Source organism: Cytobacillus sp. MT66, assembly GCF_058792595.1.
The window spans coordinates 218,219-238,167 of sequence record NZ_JBXAFB010000002.1 but is presented as its reverse complement, the minus strand read 5'-3'; the positions used below and the strand labels follow the sequence as shown (position 1 = coordinate 238,167).

19 protein-coding genes are annotated in these 19,949 nt (G+C 39.1%); 5 read left to right on the top strand and 14 right to left on the bottom strand.

All coding sequences use genetic code 11. The features are described from left to right. The first annotated feature begins 68 nt into the window (after positions 1-68). Together AC1Q59_RS04430 and AC1Q59_RS04425 are read left to right on the top strand one after the other, a co-directional pair. Complete coding sequence (locus AC1Q59_RS04430; protein WP_492364582.1) at positions 69-761, top strand: Crp/Fnr family transcriptional regulator; 693 nt, start codon at positions 69-71, stop codon at positions 759-761. Between the two features lie 108 nt (positions 762-869). Continuing rightward, positions 870-1,337 (top strand): Hsp20 family protein, encoded by a 468-nt coding sequence (locus tag AC1Q59_RS04425; RefSeq protein WP_492364581.1) that lies wholly within the window; start codon positions 870-872, stop codon positions 1,335-1,337. Positions 1,338-1,375: 38 nt separating this feature from the next. Here the strand turns inward: AC1Q59_RS04425 and AC1Q59_RS04420 are convergent, their stop codons facing one another. The 3 genes from AC1Q59_RS04420 to AC1Q59_RS04410 form a co-directional block, all read right to left on the bottom strand. Then, positions 1,376-3,787 (bottom strand): ABC transporter permease subunit, encoded by a 2,412-nt coding sequence (locus AC1Q59_RS04420; RefSeq protein WP_492364580.1) that lies wholly within the window; start codon positions 3,785-3,787, stop codon positions 1,376-1,378. Further along, on the bottom strand, positions 3,780-4,643 hold the full coding sequence (locus AC1Q59_RS04415; RefSeq protein WP_492364579.1) for an ABC transporter permease subunit: 864 nt from the start codon (positions 4,641-4,643) through the stop codon (positions 3,780-3,782). Before AC1Q59_RS04415 ends, AC1Q59_RS04420 begins: the two co-directional genes overlap by 8 nt. Before the next feature lie 82 nt (positions 4,644-4,725). Next, a complete protein-coding gene (locus AC1Q59_RS04410; RefSeq protein ID WP_492364578.1) occupies positions 4,726-5,337 on the bottom strand; it encodes a YppG family protein in 612 nt (203 codons plus the stop codon). A gap of 260 nt (positions 5,338-5,597) precedes the next feature. On the opposite strand from AC1Q59_RS04410, the gene AC1Q59_RS04405 reads away from it, so the two are divergent. Further along, positions 5,598-5,780, top strand: coding sequence for a YppF family protein (locus tag AC1Q59_RS04405; RefSeq protein WP_492364577.1), 183 nt, complete (start codon positions 5,598-5,600; stop codon positions 5,778-5,780). 29 nt (positions 5,781-5,809) lie between these two features. On the opposite strand, the gene AC1Q59_RS04400 is transcribed toward AC1Q59_RS04405, so the two are convergent. The 3 genes from AC1Q59_RS04400 to AC1Q59_RS04390 all read right to left on the bottom strand — a co-directional run bounded on the left by AC1Q59_RS04400 (position 5,810) and on the right by AC1Q59_RS04390 (position 7,932). Continuing rightward, positions 5,810-6,217, bottom strand: coding sequence for a YppE family protein (locus tag AC1Q59_RS04400; RefSeq protein ID WP_492364576.1), 408 nt, complete (start codon positions 6,215-6,217; stop codon positions 5,810-5,812). Between the two features lie 91 nt (positions 6,218-6,308). Beyond that, complete coding sequence (locus tag AC1Q59_RS04395) at positions 6,309-6,581, bottom strand: hypothetical protein (protein ID WP_492364575.1); 273 nt, start codon at positions 6,579-6,581, stop codon at positions 6,309-6,311. A 361-nt stretch (positions 6,582-6,942) separates the two neighbouring features. After that, positions 6,943-7,932, bottom strand: a complete 990-nt coding sequence (locus AC1Q59_RS04390) for a DUF2515 family protein (RefSeq protein WP_492364574.1) — start codon at positions 7,930-7,932, stop codon at positions 6,943-6,945. A 115-nt stretch (positions 7,933-8,047) separates the two neighbouring features. On the opposite strand from AC1Q59_RS04390, the gene recU reads away from it, so the two are divergent. Further along, entirely contained in the window at positions 8,048-8,659 is a 612-nt protein-coding gene (gene recU / locus AC1Q59_RS04385; RefSeq protein ID WP_492364573.1) for a Holliday junction resolvase RecU, read from the top strand. A gap of 34 nt (positions 8,660-8,693) precedes the next feature. Continuing rightward, positions 8,694-11,276: a PBP1A family penicillin-binding protein gene (locus tag AC1Q59_RS04380; RefSeq protein WP_492364572.1), complete on the top strand. Its 2,583-nt coding sequence runs from the start codon at positions 8,694-8,696 to the stop codon at positions 11,274-11,276. Between the two features lie 68 nt (positions 11,277-11,344). Here AC1Q59_RS04380 and AC1Q59_RS04375 read toward each other — a convergent pair whose 3' ends face one another. The 8 genes from AC1Q59_RS04375 to dinG form a co-directional block, all read right to left on the bottom strand. Next, positions 11,345-11,704 carry a YpoC family protein gene (locus AC1Q59_RS04375; RefSeq protein WP_492364571.1) on the bottom strand — a complete coding sequence of 120 codons (360 nt, stop codon included), beginning with the start codon at positions 11,702-11,704 and terminating at the stop codon, positions 11,345-11,347. After that, positions 11,697-12,356 carry an endonuclease III gene (gene nth / locus AC1Q59_RS04370; protein ID WP_492364570.1) on the bottom strand — a complete coding sequence of 220 codons (660 nt, stop codon included), beginning with the start codon at positions 12,354-12,356 and terminating at the stop codon, positions 11,697-11,699. Before nth ends, AC1Q59_RS04375 begins: the two co-directional genes overlap by 8 nt. Before the next feature lie 27 nt (positions 12,357-12,383). Further along, positions 12,384-13,091, bottom strand: a complete 708-nt coding sequence (locus tag AC1Q59_RS04365; protein ID WP_492364569.1) for a DnaD domain protein — start codon at positions 13,089-13,091, stop codon at positions 12,384-12,386. A 135-nt stretch (positions 13,092-13,226) separates the two neighbouring features. Continuing rightward, positions 13,227-14,525 carry an asparagine--tRNA ligase gene (gene asnS, locus AC1Q59_RS04360; protein ID WP_492364568.1) on the bottom strand — a complete coding sequence of 433 codons (1,299 nt, stop codon included), beginning with the start codon at positions 14,523-14,525 and terminating at the stop codon, positions 13,227-13,229. A gap of 109 nt (positions 14,526-14,634) precedes the next feature. Next, positions 14,635-15,822: a pyridoxal phosphate-dependent aminotransferase gene (locus tag AC1Q59_RS04355; protein ID WP_492364567.1), complete on the bottom strand. Its 1,188-nt coding sequence runs from the start codon at positions 15,820-15,822 to the stop codon at positions 14,635-14,637. A gap of 45 nt (positions 15,823-15,867) precedes the next feature. Beyond that, positions 15,868-16,341: a cell wall elongation regulator TseB-like domain-containing protein gene (locus AC1Q59_RS04350; protein ID WP_492364566.1), complete on the bottom strand. Its 474-nt coding sequence runs from the start codon at positions 16,339-16,341 to the stop codon at positions 15,868-15,870. Positions 16,342-16,355: 14 nt separating this feature from the next. Continuing rightward, positions 16,356-16,526: a YpmA family protein gene (locus AC1Q59_RS04345; RefSeq protein ID WP_492364565.1), complete on the bottom strand. Its 171-nt coding sequence runs from the start codon at positions 16,524-16,526 to the stop codon at positions 16,356-16,358. 354 nt (positions 16,527-16,880) lie between these two features. Further along, positions 16,881-19,691: an ATP-dependent DNA helicase DinG gene (dinG, locus tag AC1Q59_RS04340; protein WP_492364564.1), complete on the bottom strand. Its 2,811-nt coding sequence runs from the start codon at positions 19,689-19,691 to the stop codon at positions 16,881-16,883. Between the last annotated feature and the right edge of the window lie 258 nt (positions 19,692-19,949).

The window sequence follows — 19,949 nt, the reverse complement described above, 5'->3', positions numbered from 1 at the left end:
TGTAGATAGTCGTGTTTGTTTTTTGCTACAATAGATTTAAGTGTGGATTTCTATAGAGGTGAAAAATAATGCATACCGATGAAATAAAAAAAATTCTTTCTAAATTTACCTTATTTCGAGATTTGAGTGATCACGAATTAGATAAAATTGTTGAGATTTCAATCTCAAGAGAATGGAAAAAAGGCAGTCATGTATTTCTGCAGGATGATCCGCTGGAAAACGTTTACTTCGTCAAAAGCGGAAGGATTAAAATTTATAAAAGCGATATAAACGGCAGAGAGCAAATCGTGGCCATTTCAAAAGACGGCGATATGTTCCCTCATGTCGGTTTTTTCCGTAAAGGCGGCTATCCAGCATTTACGGAAGTACTTGAAAACTCTGTCCTGGTCGTTGTTCCAATTGACCAATTTGAAAAAGTACTGATTGAAAATCCTGAGCTCTGCATTAAAGTATTCAAAGTCCTTGGGGAAAAAATTGTTGATCTTCAGGAACGCTTAGAATCACAAATATTAAACAACACATACGAGCAAATTATTAAACTGCTTGTACGACTTGCCAAACAGGACGGGAAAGAGCTTGAGGATGGCACCTTCCTTCTAAAGTCCGAGTTCACGAACAAAGACTTAGCCAATATGATTGGAACAACAAGGGAAACAGTAAGCCGAACCTTAACAAAGCTAAAAAAGGAAATGCTAATTGAAACAGACGAACACGGGGACTTAATCATTGATACAGACAAGTTATTTGATGAGATTTTTTAAATTAAAATACAGTTCTTTTACCTCTTCCTTTCGAACAATTACCCCCAATCTTTCATAAGATATGATGGGCGCGCAAGCCATCATGTTTTATGAAAGGGGCAAGCAATTGTGAATAAGGAAAACAAAAAGGAAAAAAATGAATCATTTGGGGATTTAATGAAGTCTGTGAACCAGTTTTTTGATGAAAAACCGGTTAGGGGTTTCTTACAAACGATTGACGAGTTTTTCAAAAGTCCTTTTCCCTTAGCTGCAGCATTTCCAGTGAATGTCAGGGAAACCGCTGAAGAACATATTATTACGGCTGAGCTTCCCGGAATAAAAAAAGATCAAATTCAAATTGATATTCTTGATAATTATCTAACGATTACCGTCCAATCAAATGAAATCATTCAAGAAGAAAATGAACAGCAAAAGATTGTAAAAAGGCGCCAATCCATGCAGCGATCCAGCAGAACTATACCTTTTCCACAGCCAATTCTGGAAAGCAAAGTAAAAGCTACCTATCAAAATGGAATGCTGCAAATAAAGGTGCCTAAGCAAAAAGGAAAACAAATTGTTATTGATCAGTTAGACTAAAAAACAAGCAGCAGCCACTGCTTGTTTTTTTGTCAATTTTATTGTTCTATTTTCGAGGTGTCCAGCCACCTATTAAAATACCCGGCAGGCACACTAAAATAGGCTTTGGCAAACCGAATAAATTCGTTTGTATCTGCTTCCTTATACTGAAAACGGTGATAATAATCGGATAGGAATTGCATAGCAGCATCCTTGACATTATCCCCTTTTAACTGATATTTTTCCTCTATCATTTTTAAAAGTTCCACCGCGGGCTGGCCGTATATGTATCCCGAATTTTCCACTTGGTCCAACGGAATATTTGAATACTGTCTTCCCAGCCCTAAGGATTTGATCGTATCCATACGGCGATTTGGAATGCTGAACGCCTGTTCCTTGGGCTGATTTCTTCCCGCATAAAAGTACATCGATGTGGCAAACTCAGTCATTCCTTCATCAATCCAGGCCTGATGGTATTGGTCACTTGAAACCACTCCGTAAAAATACTGATGGGCGATTTCATGAACAACTGCATTGCGGTAGAAGGACGTATCCTCGTAATATGGATTAATTGTCACAGCACCAGAGTATTCCATAAACGGACCGGCATCTAATAGAATATCTAATTGCTTATGCGGATATTTTCCGATTTTCTCTTGATAAAAGGACAAGGCATCTTTTGCGAGCTTCAGAGTTTCCTCTATATCTTTATGGTGATCATCTCTTGAAAACAGCCGAATCTTCACGTTATCAGACGCCTCTATATCATATTGCTGCATATCTGTATCCTTGATAATAGCTATAAAAAAGTCACGGACCTTTTTTGCACGAACTTTCCCTTTGGTTACTCCTGATTCAGGGTCCTTTTCTGCAGTTGATACAAACGTATACCCCTTTGGCAGCTTGTAGGAAACGCTGAAGTTTGAAAAGTCTGTGTGAAAAGTTTCCATCCCGTCGGAATAATCCTCTTTGTTCCATTTCCCATCTTGGAATACAGCCGCCATTGGATACCAATGAGCCAGATAATAGTTATCCTTAACCTTTGAAAAACGAACACCCTCCTCTGGAATGGTAAAGGAATAAATAACTTTCACCTTGTGGGTTTTTTTCTTCTTCATCGATTCTGGAATCTCAACCCTTAATGTGTCATTTTCTAAGGTAAAGGACGCCTTCTCCCCGTTGACGGCAATTTCTTTCATTTTTATGTTTGCATAACCCTTAACAGAGGCAAAAGAATGTCCTTTTTGAAAGACGTTTGGAATGAAATAAAAAATTAAATCATCCCAATTTTGCTCTGATCTATTTTTCACCTGTATTTTTGCCGCTGTTTCAAACACACCTGTCTCGTTCATTTCAAACGACAAATCATACTTGGCTTCACTGCCGCTTTTCACGCCAATATCAGCATCTTTTGTGCTATATACGTATATTCCTGCAGCTGCAAAGATCATGCACAATGCCAATAGACCCAATTTTTCACCGTCTGGCACCCACTTACGCTTCGCTTTAAAGGTCTTTCTTACAGGTTTATATGGTACGTGCTGACCAGTCTTTATCCAAGGTGTTCTAGAGTAATTTGCTTGGAAGCGATTTTTCAAGCCATTTGCCAGCAGACTAAATGAAAAGGTTGTAAATAAAAGAACAATAAGCGGAACTATAAGAATGTGCGTATTGCCATAAATATTTCCCCTAGCTTGACCAACAAGTCCAGCAAGTTCCTTGGTAACAGAAAGATAAATGAGCGGATCAAATCGGACGGTTGTGCCGCCGATGAAAATATTAACCAGCGCCAGCTGCCCCATTAAAGTAATAACATATACGATTTCAAGGATAAAAGTGACCAGCAACGATTCCTTTAATAAAGGAAAAATATGTACCCAAATAATTCGATTTCTCCCAGCACCCAATACCTTCGCCGATTCAATAAAAACGGATGTATTCAATTCAGCTGTTTTTTGCCTGACCGACGAAACAATACTCGGAATACTTATTACTGATGCAAGGATAATAAAATAGCCTACTAATGTACTAGTTGGAAGAGGACTATTAAAATTGATTGGCCGCATAAAGAAATAAAGGATTAGGAATAATGGAACATAGCTCCAGGCATTTTCAAATGCGATCATCCATCCTGGCGTTCTTTTCCAAGTTCCTATATATAAGCCAATAATTGTCCCAAAAAACATCTTGATGAAGGTCACGATTAAAGCTATGAATACGGTATACCCGATCCCATGAAGAACCATGGTCATTAGATCATAGCCCCAGCGGTCTGTCCCAAAGGGATAGCTTTTATTTTCAAAGGGTTCCATCGGCGGTGAAAGAACCTTGCCATTGACATATTGCGTTGCCAGCATCTCAGACAATTCATGCGGGGACATCATTGGGCCAAATACACTAATAAAAAGGATAATGAATACAAAACTAATACCAAGATAGAGCTGGTAATTCCATTTAAATATCTTATTCATAAATAAATCCCCGTTTAAAAAGATAAAGTACAAGTCTAATTGATCCATAAACTATGGCAGAGATCACAAGCATTGAAAATAACCCGATAATTACCGGCTGCACATCCGTACTTTGAAAGATGAATTTTGTTATGCCAGAAACATTCATAATGTATTCGACAATAAAAAGATTCCCGGCTGACAGTGAAATCATCTTTACTGTTTCCGCCTTAATGAAGGGCTCAATATTTTTATAGACATGCTGAAAGTTTATATAGTTTATCCCCATTCCTTTAGCCACTGCTGTCCTGATATAATCTTCTCCGCCAGTCTGATAATACTTTACCGAGACAATTTTAAATAAATAAAGAGTTGGAGCAATGCTGACAAGCAGCGTCGGAAACCATAAATTGAGTGCGCCTGCATCTGGACGCAGCGAAACAATGCGTATGCCTGTCCACTTATAAAACGAAACAGCAAGGATTAATGAGAAAATAATAAGAATAAAGTCGGGAATCGCTGAAAGCACACTTAGGATAAAGTTAAAAACCTTTGCTGCCCGATATCGGCTGATAAAAACGCCAAAAATAATACTTAAAATCACAGCTGCATTACCGCTAATAACCATTACTTTTAAGCTAGTAAGAAAATTATCGCCAATATCCTGTGCAATGTCTCTCTCCTGCATCCCAAGCTGGTAAGTTCCAAGACTGCCAGATAGTATTTGGCTGAAAAAATGCCGAAAAATCTCAGGCAATTGGCCAAAGTTCCATACAAGCCCATCCTTTTCAGGGCCAATGCTAATAATTAGCGGGAGAGCAGCAAGAAAGATAATTAATATTAAAATGATTGCCAACTGCTGAAAGAACCGAAACATGCCGACACTCCTAGAAAATTTAGATAATTCATTTTTTCATTTTTTGTAAAAAGAGTCAATAAAAAAAGGGGAAGGGGCTCCCTTATACTTTAATTATTCCGCCTATCCCCTTCACCATTGATGAAACCTGATTTACAGCATTTAACATCTGACCTGCAGTATTAACCATTTTATTAATATCCAGTGATCCGTCTTGCCCTTTGAAGGAATTCATGATTGATTGTACACCAGAAGGATTCTTTGGGATAAATGATTGCTTAGGGTACGGATTCATATAGTAATTTGCCTGCTGAGGCTGTTTGGACACAGGTGTTTCCGGATCCAATGGGTTTTGGAAGATGCTGTGGGCATAATTATTTGTTCCTGGAGTCTGGGCATGTGCTTGCATCATCATCTGGTTTGGCGGGTATCCCTGAGGTCCCATATAATTTTGCATCATCCCTGGAGTCTGCATATGTGGCTGATTGACTGGATATTGATTTGGGTAATTTGGATAAAAGGATGCCCCTTCTTGTAAGTATGGATTGCCCCACTCCCCTGTACCAGTTTGGGGATAGCCTTGAGGCATTTGCTGCATCATATTGGGTGAAATCATATGCGGGTAGGTTTGTCTTTGCACAGGTGGATATATATTATAGACGTGCCCATAGGAATTGGGCTGTAAATGAGCTCTTTGCTTTATTTGACCAAACATGGGCAAAAGTTCCTCCTTAATTTTTTCATTACTATAAATTATGAAAGAAAGGCCCATTGGGTGAATGCTGTAAACGATTACATTTTTTGTCTAACCCTGTCGGAAGTCTAAATATTTTAAAAATGAGGATAAGCTTATTAAATATGATAGGATAGAAAAAAAGAAAAAGTGTTTTATAACTTCAGAGGATGGGTCAAGAACTTTTAGCCATTTTATGATTTCCGCTTTATATGCGGAGAAAAAATGAGGAGGGAATTTTAATGAATGTTCACGAACTGACAAAAATGTTTCAGCAAATGCGGGATTGCGGTCCTGAAAGTGTTAATGAACTACTGGACTTTACGAAAAAAGCCTATATTCAAAACGTTATTTGTATTACGGAATATCGTAAGCTCGTTCGTGAACTTGAGGAAATGGGAGCAGAAATCCCTGAATTCTCTTAATCCCTCGATACGCTCGATACGTACGCGGCTTAAATGTCAGATGGCAGGTCTTCTTCCTTTACGGGAGAAGGCTTTTTCTTTTCTGCTAGTTCGATAATATTATTGAGTATAAATACGGTCGAAGCCATCATATGGTTAAAGCGGCTCCTGCTTGTTTGCGGAAAAAAAGCCTGAACAGAAAGTGCTTCCATATGCTCCTCAGCTGCATCAATTTGCTGCTGATAAAGATTCTTTGGCCTCTCTTCCTGTACAAATTGTTTAGCTAGAATGGCCCATTGATCCTTTACCCCTTTTACCTTATCTGCAAACGGCTTTACCTCATGATAAAAATCACCGTCTAAGCCCGTTTCCTTCACCTCAGCATACTTTCTTGCAGAGAAATCCATATATGTAACTAAGATGTTAGTTAATTTCAATAAATCCTTATAATCCCCCATGGATAAATCCTCCTCTAAACATGGATTTCGAGGCAAAACAAAAGCAGCTTAAAAATTAAGCTACTCATGATCCTGCTTTATTTTAATGTATTTAAAATCCAAGTTCAAGTTTCATGCTTCTAGGAAGGTTTGAATGGCTTCTTTCGGTATCCGATGAGTCTGGCTCCAGGGAGCCGTCAAATTTAAATTCAAGTGCCGATAGACTTTGATCGCAGCTTGCCACCCTGTTGGAGAAATCCATTTGCATATTTTCTTGTACTGATGACATGTTCGATTCAATGACAGATTCCAACTCTTCCAGCTGATTATAAATTTCCGCAAGCATGCTCAGCAACTCTTCTTTTTTAACCATTTTTTCATTCATTTTTATGCCCTCCTTCAATTAGGCAAATTCAATATCCCCTTGTGATACATACATAAATTCTGCCTTTTCATTTCTAATCCTTCACCGTTGACAAAACTAGAAGGAATTCGTCAAAGAAAGTAGTTTTTCTCATAAATCGCCGCTTTTTTCGACAAATCTATTTGCATGAAAAAAATGGGATGGCACAAAATAAACTACGGAGGTGCAAAAACATGGCAAAAAAAGAAAAGCAAAATAAGGTTCAGCCAAAAAAACTCGAAGAAACAAAAACAGGGTATGGAAATAAAAAGCTGGAAGGCCCTGATCGTCCTTCGACATAAAAAGGTAATCGGCTCTAGCCGATTATTTCTCTTTTTACCCATTAAAGCCGAAGAAATTCCATTAAATAAGCACATTTTTTTATTTGTTTTTGCTTGTCTGCATACCAATCGGTTAATTTGACAGAATGTACATGTTTAATACTCTTTTGTGTCCATTTTTTTGGTATGGAAGATTTTCTAGACCAATCCTTCATGTCACGGCGCTGATGGCTAATATATGGGAATGTGCATCTTAGAAAAGGGGTGGACCTTTTCGGCCGATTCTTAAAATATTGTTCATAATCGTGTCTTGACCCAGTGTGTACAGTTCTGCTGGAAAACTCATAAAACAACGGGTACAGGTTCTTGTCAAATAAAATATTGGCAAGCCTTTTCCCAAGGTCTATTCTTTTCGTTACAGATTTAAAACCATTCACACTTGCCCCATACAACTCCCCTTCACAGGTTGGAAACAATACAGAGCTAAAATGGAGCCAATCCTGAAAGAAAAATAATGGTGACTTAAACACCTTATTTTTATAAAAGGGATGTTGAATAACCGGCTGCTGGATTACATTTTGTTCATTAATGATTTGCGCAATCATCAATTGATTCTTTTGTTTCTCTTTCCAAAAACACGCCCATTTTCTTTCCATAAAATTGGAAACATAAAAATTTCTTAATAAATGAAACATTGGCTGTTTCATTTTCGTCGAATAATGATAGAGCAGCAGTTGTGGAAAAGCATCTTGAAAAATCAGCCAGTTTGCACGCTCATAGGTGAGAAACAACTCGTCTCGACTCTGTTTTTCAATTATTTTAGTAAACCATTCCCCTTCCAAATCACACATATTCCAGCCGGCATTGCGTGAAACCATGCTTGCTAGAAATGACCAGGTGATTTCTGGGTGGCGATTGTAAAAGGAAAAATACGCTTCGGTTCTTGAAATATTATCAGCATTATATTTTTTCGTTAAAAAGAGAATTTCGTTAACCAATCTCTCCTCTTCTGAGGAAATGGTCTCGTTCCAGCGATGATCTTTAAACAGCATATTAAAAAGCCCCCAAAAAGCACATATTGTTTACTATTTGCAAATCAGTACTTTTTATACAACCAAAATTGATTGAAATTTGGTATGATAGGGTGTAGTTTGTGAGGTGACACAAATGGAACTCCATTATCCAAATGGCAAGAAATATGTACCGGCAAATAAGGAAACAATAGGGAAAAAGCGGGAAAAAAAATGGTCTTACAGTAACCGGGGAATGACACTGGAGGAAGATATTAACGAAACAAATGTATATTACTTGGAACATGGAATTGCCTGTATCCACAAAAAGCCTACTCCTGTTCAAATCGTTGGAGTCGACTATCCAAAACGAAGTGCTGCTGTCATTAAGGAAGCTTACTTTAAGCAGGCATCAACAACTGATTATAATGGGGTTTACAAAGGCAAATATATTGACTTTGAAGCAAAAGAAACACAAAATATAAGCTCCTTTCCATTAAAAAATTTTCACGAGCATCAGGTTAAGCATATGGAAATGGTTCTGCATCAAAAGGGGATCTGTTTTGTACTGCTAAGATTTTCAAGCATCGAAGAAATCTATCTGCTTGAAGCAAAACACTTGCTTATATTTTGGAACAGAATGAAAGAAGGCGGAAGAAAATCGATTACAAGGGATGAAATTATCAAAAACGGACATTTTATCCCGCTTGGGTTTCATCCAAGAATCGATTATATCAATATGATTGAGAAGCTGTATCCATTTGATTAACTATTCTCCTAATCATCAGAAAGGATGAACATATATGTCAGAAAAATATCAATCAAGGGAGGAACGCCGAAAACAGCTTGCTGCAAAGCAAAATAAAGGGAAAAAGAAGCCTTCAGGCCTTTTTAAACGGATTTTCTTAATTTTAGTTGCCCTTGGTATTGCAGGCTTGCTAGTCGGAGCAGGCACTTTTGCCTTTATGATAAAGGATGCCCCAAAACTTGATGAAAAACTGTTAAAGGATCCTATTCCTTCCAAGATCCTAGATAAGGATAATAATGTTATTACTGAAGTAGGATCTGAGCGGCGTGAATATGTAAATTATGAAGATATACCGAAATTGGTTGAAAATGCCTTCCTTGCCACTGAAGATGTCAGGTTTTATCAGCACCACGGGATGGATTTAAGGCGGTTAGCCGGCGCAGTTCTGGCCAATATCACCCGCGGATTTGGCGCTGAAGGAGCAAGTACAATCACACAGCAAGTAGTGAAAAACTCATTTCTTAATAATGAAAAGACGTTATCCAGAAAGGCGCAGGAAGCATGGCTGTCCTTTCAGCTTGAACGCAAATATACCAAACAGCAAATTTTTGAAATGTACGTCAATAAAATTTGGATGGAAAATCGCAGCCATGGGGTACTAACTGCCTCCCAGGTATACTTTGGCAAGAACCTTGATGAATTAACCCTGCCTGAAGCAGCGCTGCTCGCTGGATTGCCGCAAAGTCCAGCTCGCTATAATCCGTTTAAGCACCCGGATAATGCTGAAAAGCGGCGTAACATTGTTCTATCGTTAATGAATCAGCATGGATTTATCTCTAAGGAAGAAATGGAAGAGGCGCAAAAGGTTCCTGTCGAATCAAGTCTTGTACCTCCAGAAAACAGAGAGAAAAACGACGATCCATATGACGCTTTTGTTGATATCGTCATTGAGGAATTTGAGGAAAAATACCCTGATTTGGATATTTCCTCCGATGGCTTAACCATTTATACAACATTGGATAAAGATGCACAGGATTATATGGATAAGCTTTTAAACACTAATGAAATTATCCAATTTCCTGATGAGGAATTCCAAGCGGGCATTACCTTGCTTGATACAAAAACTGGGGAAATTAGAGCCATTGGCGGAGGCAGGAATCAGGAAGTCAAACGCGGGTTCAACTATGCTCAAGACACAAGAAGACAGCCTGGATCAACGTTTAAACCAATTATCGATTATGGTCCTGCAATCGAGTATTTAAAATGGGGCACCTATCATACACTTGATGATAAGCCATATACCTACTCGAACGGTGCAAAAATTAATAACTGGGATATGAAACATATGGGTAAAATGTCCATGCGTGAAGCATTGGCACGCTCCCGCAATATTCCTGCTCTCCAGACATTACAGGAGGTTGGAACAGATAAAGCAAAAGAATTTGCCAACAATCTTGGTTTTAATATGAAAGAGGTATTAGAATCCTATGCAATCGGAACATTCGAAGTATCTCCAATGCAGATGGCCGGCGCCTATGCTGCTTTTGGCAATAACGGCTATTATACAGAGCCATTTTCAATAAGAGCGATTGAAATGAGAGACGGATCTAAAATCGATGTTACACCAGAAACAGAGCCGGTAATGAGTGATTACACAGCCTTTATGATTTCAGATATGCTTAAGAGTGTAACAAAGGATTCATATGGCTCAGGAAAAGCGGCTAATGTTTCTAATCTGCCTGTAGCAGGGAAAACCGGTACAACTAACTATACTAGTGATGAAAAGGCTAAATGGGATATCCAGCGAGGCGGCATCCCTGATGCATGGTTTGCCGGCTATACCACAAACTACACGGCGGCTATTTGGACGGGATATGGTGATCGAAAACAATCGATTGCACCTAAAGACCAGAAGTTAGCTATGATCCTGTTCAAAAACTTAATGGCTCATGTCCATCAAGGAAAAGAAACAGCTGATTTCACTGTTCCGAAGAGTGTACAAAAGGTAGCAATTGAAAAAGGCACGATGCCGGCTAAGCTTGCCAGTGATTTTACACCAAAGGATCAGATTATTTATGAGTATGCTGTAAAAGGCAGTGCACCTACTCAAGTTTCAAAGAAATATGATAAGCTTCAAGCACCAACTAGCTTAAATGCAGATTTCAATCAAGAAACCAATGAAATTGTTCTTTCTTGGGATTATCCTGAAGAAGAAGAAGGCATCCAATTTGAGGTTTCTGTATCTCTTGATGATGGAGCCGAACAGCCTCTCCAGGTCATTGCAGAAAAAGGAATAAAAATTGCTAACCCGGTCCCTGGCGGTAAATATCAATTTACGGTCAAGGCATTAAGAGATGACCAGCAAAGTGACGCTGCATCCATTAAAGTAGACATTCCGAACCCAGAAGCTGAAATGGGCGAACCTGAAGACTGGTTTAACGATGAAAATAACCAAAACCCTGGAAATGGAAATCCAGGCAATGAAAATCAAAAACCAGGCAAAGGCCAGGGTAATGGAAATGGCAATGGAAACGGCAGTCCTGATTGGAACCAGGGTGATGGCCAACAGGATGAAGGTGAACCAACAAATCCTGATGAGGTCATCCCTCCAGTCACCTCTCCATCTGGAGGACAATAGATAGAAAAGCTTTTAGGGCGCCTGCCCTGGCGCCTAAAAGCCAGATCAGATAAAAAAAGGCATCTAAGCTATTGCTTAGATGCCTTTTTTATCGCTAATTGCTTAATATATTGCTTTTCTAATTCTGTCATCAATTCATTTAATTGAATAAAGGAATGATAAAGGCTAGGACGCTTGATGATGAAATCCAATCTTTCCTGCACATTAATTGGTTTTATTTTTAATTGGCTAAGATCAAGAGGATCGATCACTTCTGCCTGGTCATTGACCAAGTGCAACAGCTGAATAAATAGGCTGATACCCTTTTGTACTCTAGCTTTTGCTTTCCCTCTTTTTTTAAATATCTCTTCAATTACTTGTTTTTCTTCCTTCCATTCCTGCCACAATGGCAAACATTTATCCTCTTTCGCCTCAGGTGTACTACACATTCCCCATTTTCACCTTCATTCTCTTTTTGCCCTCTCGGCATAAATCAAGAAGCGGACAAATCTCGCATTGAGGATTTTGCGCTTTACAATGGTAGCGGCCAAAGAAGATCAAGCGATGATGGGTGACAGACCATTCTTCTCTCGGGATTTTTCGCATTAATGTTTTTTCAACTTCTAATACGGAATCCTTCCACCGGCAAAAGGCCAAGCGCTTGCTGACACGCTCAACATGGGTATCAACAGCAATCGCAGGCACCCCATAAGCAACCGAAACAACCACATTGGCCGTTTTTCTGCCTACGCCGGGAAGTTTTGTCAGTTCATCCCTGTCATTTGGAACAATCCCATCATACTCATCAATTAGGATTTGACAAAGCTTTTGAATATTCTTTGCCTTATTTCTAAATAAGCCGATTGACCGAATATCATTTTGCAGTTCCTCTAGGGATACGGCTAAATAATCCTCCGGAGTTTTATATTTTTGAAAAAGATTCTTAGTTACTTTATTTACTAATGCATCAGTACATTGAGCTGAAAGTGCTACTGCGATGACAAGCTCAAACGGATTGGAATGGTTTAGTTCGCAATGGGCATCAGGAAACATTTCACCGATCTTGTCCAGACAATATCTGATTTGAGTTTTATTTAACAACTTTATTCACCACTTACCATTTACTATTTATTGCTCGAGCCAGTTATAGATTGGGACAGATTTTGCTGTTTTTACAGAGATTTCTTGCTGCTTCGTCCGATGGATTTGGTTTTGCCTAATACGTTTTCCGTGATTCTGTGCCTGCTCAATGGTTTTAATGCCGTTTTTCTTCCACTCAAATAATATTCGATCAATATACCTGAAATTCAGCTTTCCTGAAATCACTGCCTCTTTAAGAGCTGCTTTAATTATTTGCGGATCATGGTGGTCATCATCCATCCATAAAGCTAGTGTTTCACATTCAAATGGAGACAAAGGTCTGCCAAATTCCTGTTCAAAGCATGTATAAAGATCAGTTTCATTCTGTTGATTTTGCAGCACAGCTTTTTGTTTATTTTTCAACAAAAATTGATCAATGAGTTTATTCCAGAGCGGTTCGATATCATATTTTTCGAAGCGGATTCCATCAGCTGTGTAGCTGTCCTTAATTTCGATAAAGCCCTTTTGAATAAGCTTGCGAAGAATATCCGTGCAGTCGGAAACAGAAATCGTCATTCGGGAAGACAGTTCAGCTGGAGTCGGAAACTCATTGCCTTTTTCTATAAAGGAGATTACGTGCAGGATTAATATAAGTTCATATTCATTTAAGTTCATATCTTTATATTGTTTTAAAAGAACCGCAGGAATGGTGATATTCCCCTCCTGAAGCCATTTGAATAAGTCGGTTTTTGACATTCGCTACACCTCTTTAAATAGTATAGCAGAAAATCATATCTCCTTGTAAAAAGAAAGAACGGTTCGATTTTTCTAAAAGTATTTTTCACCTTCACTCATCCACAGTAAAAAAATCCGCAAAATGCGGATTTTTTATTATGGGTATAAGCGGTTTAATAAACGCGGGAATGGAATGGTTTCGCGAACGTGCTCTACCCCGCTGATCCAGGCAACTGTTCTTTCTAGTCCTAACCCGAAGCCAGAATGCGGCACGGAGCCATATTTGCGAAGTTCTAAATACCAGCCATACGCTTCTAAATCAAGATTGTGTTCTTCCAGTCTTGATTTTAACAAGTCGTAATCATGAATACGCTCAGAGCCGCCAATAATTTCTCCATAGCCTTCTGGTGCAATTAAATCGGCACATAAGACAACATCTTCCCTCTCAGGATCTGGCTGCATGTAGAATGGCTTGATAGTCGTAGGGTATTTGGTAATAAATACAGGTTTTTCATAGCTTTTTGCAATCGCAGTTTCATGCGGTGCTCCAAAGTCGTCACCCCATTGAATATCATCAAAACCTTTTTTATGAAGGAATTCAATTGCTTCATCATAGGTGATGCGCGGGAATGGCGCTTTTACCTGTTCAAGCTTCGCAGTGTCGCGGCCAAGTGTTTTTAGCTCAACAGAACAATTTTTTAACACAGACTGGACAATATAAGAGACATAATTTTCCTGAAGCTTTAAGCTGTCTTCATGCTCATAAAACGCCATCTCTGGTTCAATCATCCAAAATTCAATTAAGTGACGGCGTGTTTTTGATTTTTCCGCACGGAAGGTTGGGCCAAATGAAAAGACCTTTCCAAGCGCCATAGCAGCCGCTTCCATATATAATTGTCCGCTTTGTGAAAGGTATGCATCTTCATCAAAATATTTGGTATGAAATAATTCAGATGTTCCCTCAGGAGCACTTCCAGTTAAGATTGGCGGATCAACCTTTGAAAAGCCATTTTCATTAAAAAACTCATATGTTGCACGAATGATCTCGTTCCTAACCTTCATGACCGCATGCTGACGGCGGGAACGAAGCCAAAGATGGCGATGATCCATTAAGAACTCTGTCCCATGCTCTTTCGGTGTAATCGGGTAATCCACCGCTGCATGGATAAGCTCAATGCCGCTTACCAGCATTTCATAGCCAAATGGAGATCTTTCATCCTTTTGAATTTTACCTGTTACATATATAGAAGACTCTTGCGTAATTGATTTCGCTGTCTGAAATACCTCTTCAGGAACCTCACTTTTTACAAGAACGCCTTGAATAAATCCCGTTCCATCACGAAGCTGCAGGAAGGCTATTTTTCCGCTTGAGCGCTTATTGGCTACCCAAGCACCGATTTTCACTTCCTGATCAACGAATTTAGGACTTTCAGCAATTGTTATTTTATTAACCACAATGTTCCCTCCAAAAACTTGCAAATCTTGTATGTATCAGCATTAATTATACATTTTGAGACAAAGACAAGCAAATAGAAAAGGACAGCTTATAGCTGCCCTAATATGATCACATTTTCTTTTCAACAAATTCACGCATCCGCTCGACTGCTTTTTCCAATAATTCAAGTGAGGTTGCATAGGATAGACGGATATTATTTGGTGATCCAAAGCCAGAACCAGGAACAACTGCCACCATCGCCTCTTCAAGCAGGGCTTGAACAAAATCGTCTACATTGTTATAGCCAGTAAGCTCAGCTGCTTTTTTCACATTTGGGAAAAAGTAGAAGGCACCCTGTGGCTTAACACATGTAAACCCAGGTATAGCGGTTAATTTTTCATATATGGTATTTAAGCGTCTTTCAAATGCCATTCTCATTTCTTCAACCTTTTCCTGCGGGCCTGCATAGGCAGCAATTGCTCCGTATTGGGCTGTTGTAGTCGGGTTTGAAGTGCTATGGCTTGCAAGGTTAGTCATTGCCTTGATTAAAGCCTGATTTCCTGCAGCATAACCAATTCTCCACCCTGTCATGGAATGGGATTTGGAAACACCATTAATAATCATCGTTTGTTCTTTAAGCTCAGGGGAAATTTGCGCAATGGATACATGATTGTTTCCGTCATATACAAGCTTTTCATAAATTTCATCTGAGACAATAAGAATATTATGCTTTAGACAGACCTCACCAAGCGCTTTTAATTCTTCTTTTGAATAAAGCATGCCCGTTGGATTGCTTGGAGAATTTATAATAACAGCTCTTGTTTTTTCAGTTAACACTGCTTCTAATTCATTTGGTGTAATCTTAAAATCATTTTCTTCTTTTCCTTCAACATATACCGGAACACCATCAGCCAATTTTACTTGTTCAGGATAGCTGACCCAGTATGGAATAGGGATAATGACTTCATCCCCTTCATCAAGAAGAGCCTGGAAAAGTGTATATAATACGTGTTTAGCACCGCTGCCGACAAAAATTTCATTTGCATTATAGTCAATCCCCTGATCATTAGAGAACTTTTTAGCAATTTCATTTTTTAAGGCCGGAAGCCCTGCAGCAGGTGTATATTTCGTATGGCCTTCATTCATTGATTTTGCTGCGGCATCAATAATATGCTGCGGCGTATTAAAATCAGGCTCGCCTGCACCTAGCCCAATAACATCAAATCCTTGAGCTTTTAATTCTTTTGCCTTGGCTGTGATGGCAAGTGTTGTTGATGGTGTTAATGCTTTAACCCGTTGAGCAAGTTGAATTTCCATTTCTAGTCCTCCACTTTCTTCTAAGAAGTTCATGATAAACTCATGTCACAAGTTTTCAATTTTTTTCAGCCATTCTCCGGTTTTAAAATCAACATAATAATAATTGATTAAATTCCCTTCTGAACGATAGTAAATTTCCCAAAGTGGGATATTCTTTTCCATTCCAAGACGGACGGATATAATTTCGGTGGGATTTTTTTCCTCCATTAATTTATCTACCGCCTCTTTATTGGAAATTCCATCCGATTGTTTACGGACAATAATTCTGCCCTTTTTTTCTGGGATCCAAATATAAATGCCGGTACCATACTGATTCTTGCCTTTTATAACGTAATAGGTCTCTTCACCATTATATACGGAAAAATCTTCAATTTCCTGAAGATCACTTTCCTCTTTGGCTATTTTCACAGCTTTTTCTTGGGCGGCATCAATTGGATCAACTGCGTTTAAATAAATACAGCTGCTAATACCGATTACGACTAGAACTATAATTAGTATAATAATAATTATTTTTTTCACATTTGTCACTCTTCTTATGTCCGATAAATTGAAAAAATTGCTTTATTTTGATCATCTTTGTCAAGGGCAAGGCCAAACATTAAGTCTTTTTCTTTTAAGGTTCTGTTTAGAAGATCAACTATTTTATATAGATCTGAGCTCAGCTCGATTTTGACCGTGGACAGAACTTCAATTTTACTTTCCATAATGGAATTCCTCCTCAAGAACAACAATAATTGTAAGTGATATGACAGGGTTTTTCGGACAAACTATATGTACAAAGCATTTAAAACTTAATTGTTTTTAATATAAAGCAGTAACCCTTTTAATAAAATATCTTCTAATCCACCATACGTCATTTAGCTGCGCCAACATAGCGCAGCCTTTTTTTGGGTATGGTAAAAGTTGATTTCCGCTCCGGGAGCTTCGCTTTCCGGGTGGCGTTTTGTGAGCCTCCTCGGAGCTGCCGCTCCTGTGGGGTCTCACTTCAACGCTGATTCCCCAGGAGTCTACGCCCCCTCCACTCCAATCAACTAACAAAATGGCGCTTTAAAATTTTATTATATCCAAGAATGAATTTTGTTTATCTGTTCTCCTAAATCTCCTTTTTCAACTGGTATGGGCGGGATGGAGTTTAGGAATGCTTTTCCGTAGGATGTTGTGATGATTCTACGGTCGAAGACGAATATAAAGCCTCGGTCTTTGGTTGTTCGAATTAATCTGCCGAAGCCCTGTTTGAAACGAATGACAGCTTCTGGCAGGCAGTAGTCTGCAAATGGGTTTCCGCCCTTTTCTTTGATTAGCTCGCATTTAGCTTCTGTCATCGGTTCATCTGGCGGAGAAAACGGCAGCCGGACGATGATTAAGCATGTTAGATCTTCCCCAGGGATATCTATACCTTCCCAAAAGCTGTTTGTTCCTAATAAAATCGCTTTATCAAAACGCTGGAAATTTCTAGTTAACCTTGATCGGCTTCCGCTTGAGATTCCTTGTGCAATAATGGCAAAATCATCTAAGAAACCGGATTCTTTAATTAATTCATGTGTTTTCTTCAGCATTTCATGGGAAGTAAATAAAATAAGCATCCTTCCCTTCGTTGCTTCAGCAATAGAAATAATATGTTCGCTAATTGCTGCAACATATTCCTCTAAAGGGACGGCATTCACTTCTGGTAAATCATCTGGCACCATTAACTTTACCTGCTCTGTATAATCAAATGGGGATTGAATCTGCTCAACAGTGCAATCAAAGGATGTTAACCCCATTTCGGACATCATATAGTCAAATGAGTTTTTAACAGACAAGGTTGCTGACGTGATTACAGCACTTTTCTTTTCACGAAAGAATCTGTCTTGTAAAAAGGAACCGATGGAAACTGGCTGAAGATAGACAGTTGTTGCATTTTGCGCCGACCTCACATCCATTTCGATCCAAGCAACATAGCCCTCTTCAGGGAATAAAAAGATTCCTCTAATTGCTTTAGTTAATTTCTCTAACTGACCTATTGCAGATGTGAGCTCATCTAAAAGGGACTTTTCCTTTGCAGACAATGAAATTTGCCCATTTGAAGTAACCTCAAGGCGATCCTGCAATATCGCTATCAAATCCTTCATTAGGAACATAAAGCGTTCGGCTTCAGTTTTCATTGCCTGCCATTCTCTGCTGGAATCATTGAATGAAAACCTGCAGCTAATACGGTGCTCATTTTTTCTGGATTTTGCTTTTCTTTTCGCAAAAATTCCAATTACCTTAAAAAATTCATCCATCTCAAAGGTCAGGTTCTGCATTAATTGGCTGATTTCAAAACTGTGTGCCAGACGTCTCTCACTTAAATTGGCTTTTTCCAGAAGCTGTTCAAGCTTGTAAAGCAATTGCTTTTGATCATAGTTACCAATCTGATTAAGCAGTATCCGTGTACTCAGATAATCCAGTGATAAACCAAAGTATTTACCGGCTGCTTTTACAAAATGATGCCCCTCATCTATCACCACATGGCTGTAAGAAGGCAAAATGGCCTTGTCTGCCGTTAAATCGGACATTAGAAACGAATGATTCGTAATGATCATTTCAGACTTTTCAGCAGCTTTCCTTGCCCGTAAATAAAAGTCTTTTGCGAGCCAGGTTTTTTTCTGAAAAAATACGGTTTCATCATTCTTTATTTTGTTCCAGAATGTCCTTCCGCCGCTTGATAGGTTTAACTCATCCACATCCCCTGTGCTGGTTTCTGTCAGCCACACGAGGATTTGCATTTTTGTTAGGATAATATCGTAATTATCTTCTATTTCTTTCAGCGCCTGCTCAAACTTCGCCAGGCTCAAATAGTGGCTTCTCCCTTTTAGCAAGACTGCATGAATGGGAAAGGGAATCATGTTTTTCAAAAGGGGAATATCCTTATTTAATAATTGCTCCTGAAGCTGCGTTGTATATGTACTTATAACAATGGGCTTATTGATTTGCTTTCCGTAAAAAGCAGCGGGAATCAAATAAGCTAAAGATTTACCTACCCCTGTTCCTGCTTCAATCATTGTATGATTTCCTTCATTAAAAGCACAAAATACAGAATCCATCATCTGAAACTGTCCCATACGGAGTTCAAAGTCAGGAAAGGCCTTTTTCAATAGCTCTATTTTATCAGCTTTCTCCACGGGATATGCCATCTTCTGATTTACTTCCGAAGCATCTTGCCCCTCGTTTGCCTGATATTTTCTCAATGTAATACCCCGGTGAATTTCCAGGTCTTCTGCGAGTGTTTCGATGGAAGATTCTTTTTCGGAAATTACTTGATCAATAAGCAGGTCTAAATCACTTTTCAGCCCCCCAGAGAGCCTCTGGAGCTGTCTAACGGTGTTTTGCGGCAATTGATAAAGACGATCCATCATAAGCAGCAAAAGCTCTGCCGTTACGTATGCATCACTGTCCGCCTGATGCGGCCGTTCATGATCAAACCCCTCTTGCGCAGCCAATTCTGATAACTGATAGCTGTCAGCAGTCGGCAAAAGGACCCGCGCCATCTCTACTGTATCTAAAATAGGGCCATAGAAGCTTGGAAAGCCTGCCTCCGATAACTCTTCCTGTAAAAAGGATAGATCAAAAAGGACATTATGGGCAACAAAATAAGCATCATCCAATAGGCTGACAACCTTTGGGGCAATTTCAGAAAAAACAGGAGCATCCTTTACCATCTCATCCGTTAGACCCGTTAATTCTTCAATGAAAGGAGAAATGGTCTGGCCAGGATTAATAAGCGAAGAAAATTCTTCTGTAATTTTTCCATTTTCGACGACCACTGCGGCGAATTGAATGATTTTATCGCCCTTTTTCGGAGCGTTTCCTGTTGTTTCTAAATCAATGACCACAAATTTATTACCCATTTTATACACCTCAAATATTCATCAATCAAAACGGTACCATAAAAACAGAAAAAGAAAAAGAAATATCTCGCCTTATGTTTATTTTTAGCCTATTATGCCGTTTTTTATTTTTGCCAAAACTTATCCGTTGATTTCCGCTAAAGGCGCTACACTTCCCGCGGGCGGTTCGGGAAGCCTCCTCGTCGCAAACTCTCCTGCGGGGTCTCCCCTGTCCCGCACTCTCGCAGGAGTCTACGCGCCTGCAGCGAGGATCAACTA

Bases quoted from the DNA above. Each gene is read 5' to 3' on its own strand.
- AC1Q59_RS04430 (WP_492364582.1), top strand. From the start codon at position 69: ATGCATACCGATGAAATAAAAAAAATTCTTTCTAAATTTACCTTATTT.
- AC1Q59_RS04420 (WP_492364580.1), bottom strand. From the start codon at position 3,787: ATGAATAAGATATTTAAATGGAATTACCAGCTCTATCTTGGTATTAGT.
- AC1Q59_RS04415 (WP_492364579.1), bottom strand. From the start codon at position 4,643: ATGTTTCGGTTCTTTCAGCAGTTGGCAATCATTTTAATATTAATTATC.
- AC1Q59_RS04410 (WP_492364578.1), bottom strand. From the start codon at position 5,337: ATGTTTGGTCAAATAAAGCAAAGAGCTCATTTACAGCCCAATTCCTAT.
- AC1Q59_RS04405 (WP_492364577.1), top strand. From the start codon at position 5,598: ATGAATGTTCACGAACTGACAAAAATGTTTCAGCAAATGCGGGATTGC.
- AC1Q59_RS04400 (WP_492364576.1), bottom strand. From the start codon at position 6,217: ATGGGGGATTATAAGGATTTATTGAAATTAACTAACATCTTAGTTACA.
- AC1Q59_RS04395 (WP_492364575.1), bottom strand. From the start codon at position 6,581: ATGAATGAAAAAATGGTTAAAAAAGAAGAGTTGCTGAGCATGCTTGCG.
- AC1Q59_RS04390 (WP_492364574.1), bottom strand. From the start codon at position 7,932: ATGCTGTTTAAAGATCATCGCTGGAACGAGACCATTTCCTCAGAAGAG.
- recU (WP_492364573.1), top strand. From the start codon at position 8,048: ATGGAACTCCATTATCCAAATGGCAAGAAATATGTACCGGCAAATAAG.
- AC1Q59_RS04380 (WP_492364572.1), top strand. From the start codon at position 8,694: ATGTCAGAAAAATATCAATCAAGGGAGGAACGCCGAAAACAGCTTGCT.
- AC1Q59_RS04375 (WP_492364571.1), bottom strand. From the start codon at position 11,704: ATGTGTAGTACACCTGAGGCGAAAGAGGATAAATGTTTGCCATTGTGG.
- AC1Q59_RS04365 (WP_492364569.1), bottom strand. From the start codon at position 13,091: ATGTCAAAAACCGACTTATTCAAATGGCTTCAGGAGGGGAATATCACC.
- AC1Q59_RS04355 (WP_492364567.1), bottom strand. From the start codon at position 15,822: ATGGAAATTCAACTTGCTCAACGGGTTAAAGCATTAACACCATCAACA.
- AC1Q59_RS04345 (WP_492364565.1), bottom strand. From the start codon at position 16,526: ATGGAAAGTAAAATTGAAGTTCTGTCCACGGTCAAAATCGAGCTGAGC.
- dinG (WP_492364564.1), bottom strand. From the start codon at position 19,691: ATGGGTAATAAATTTGTGGTCATTGATTTAGAAACAACAGGAAACGCT.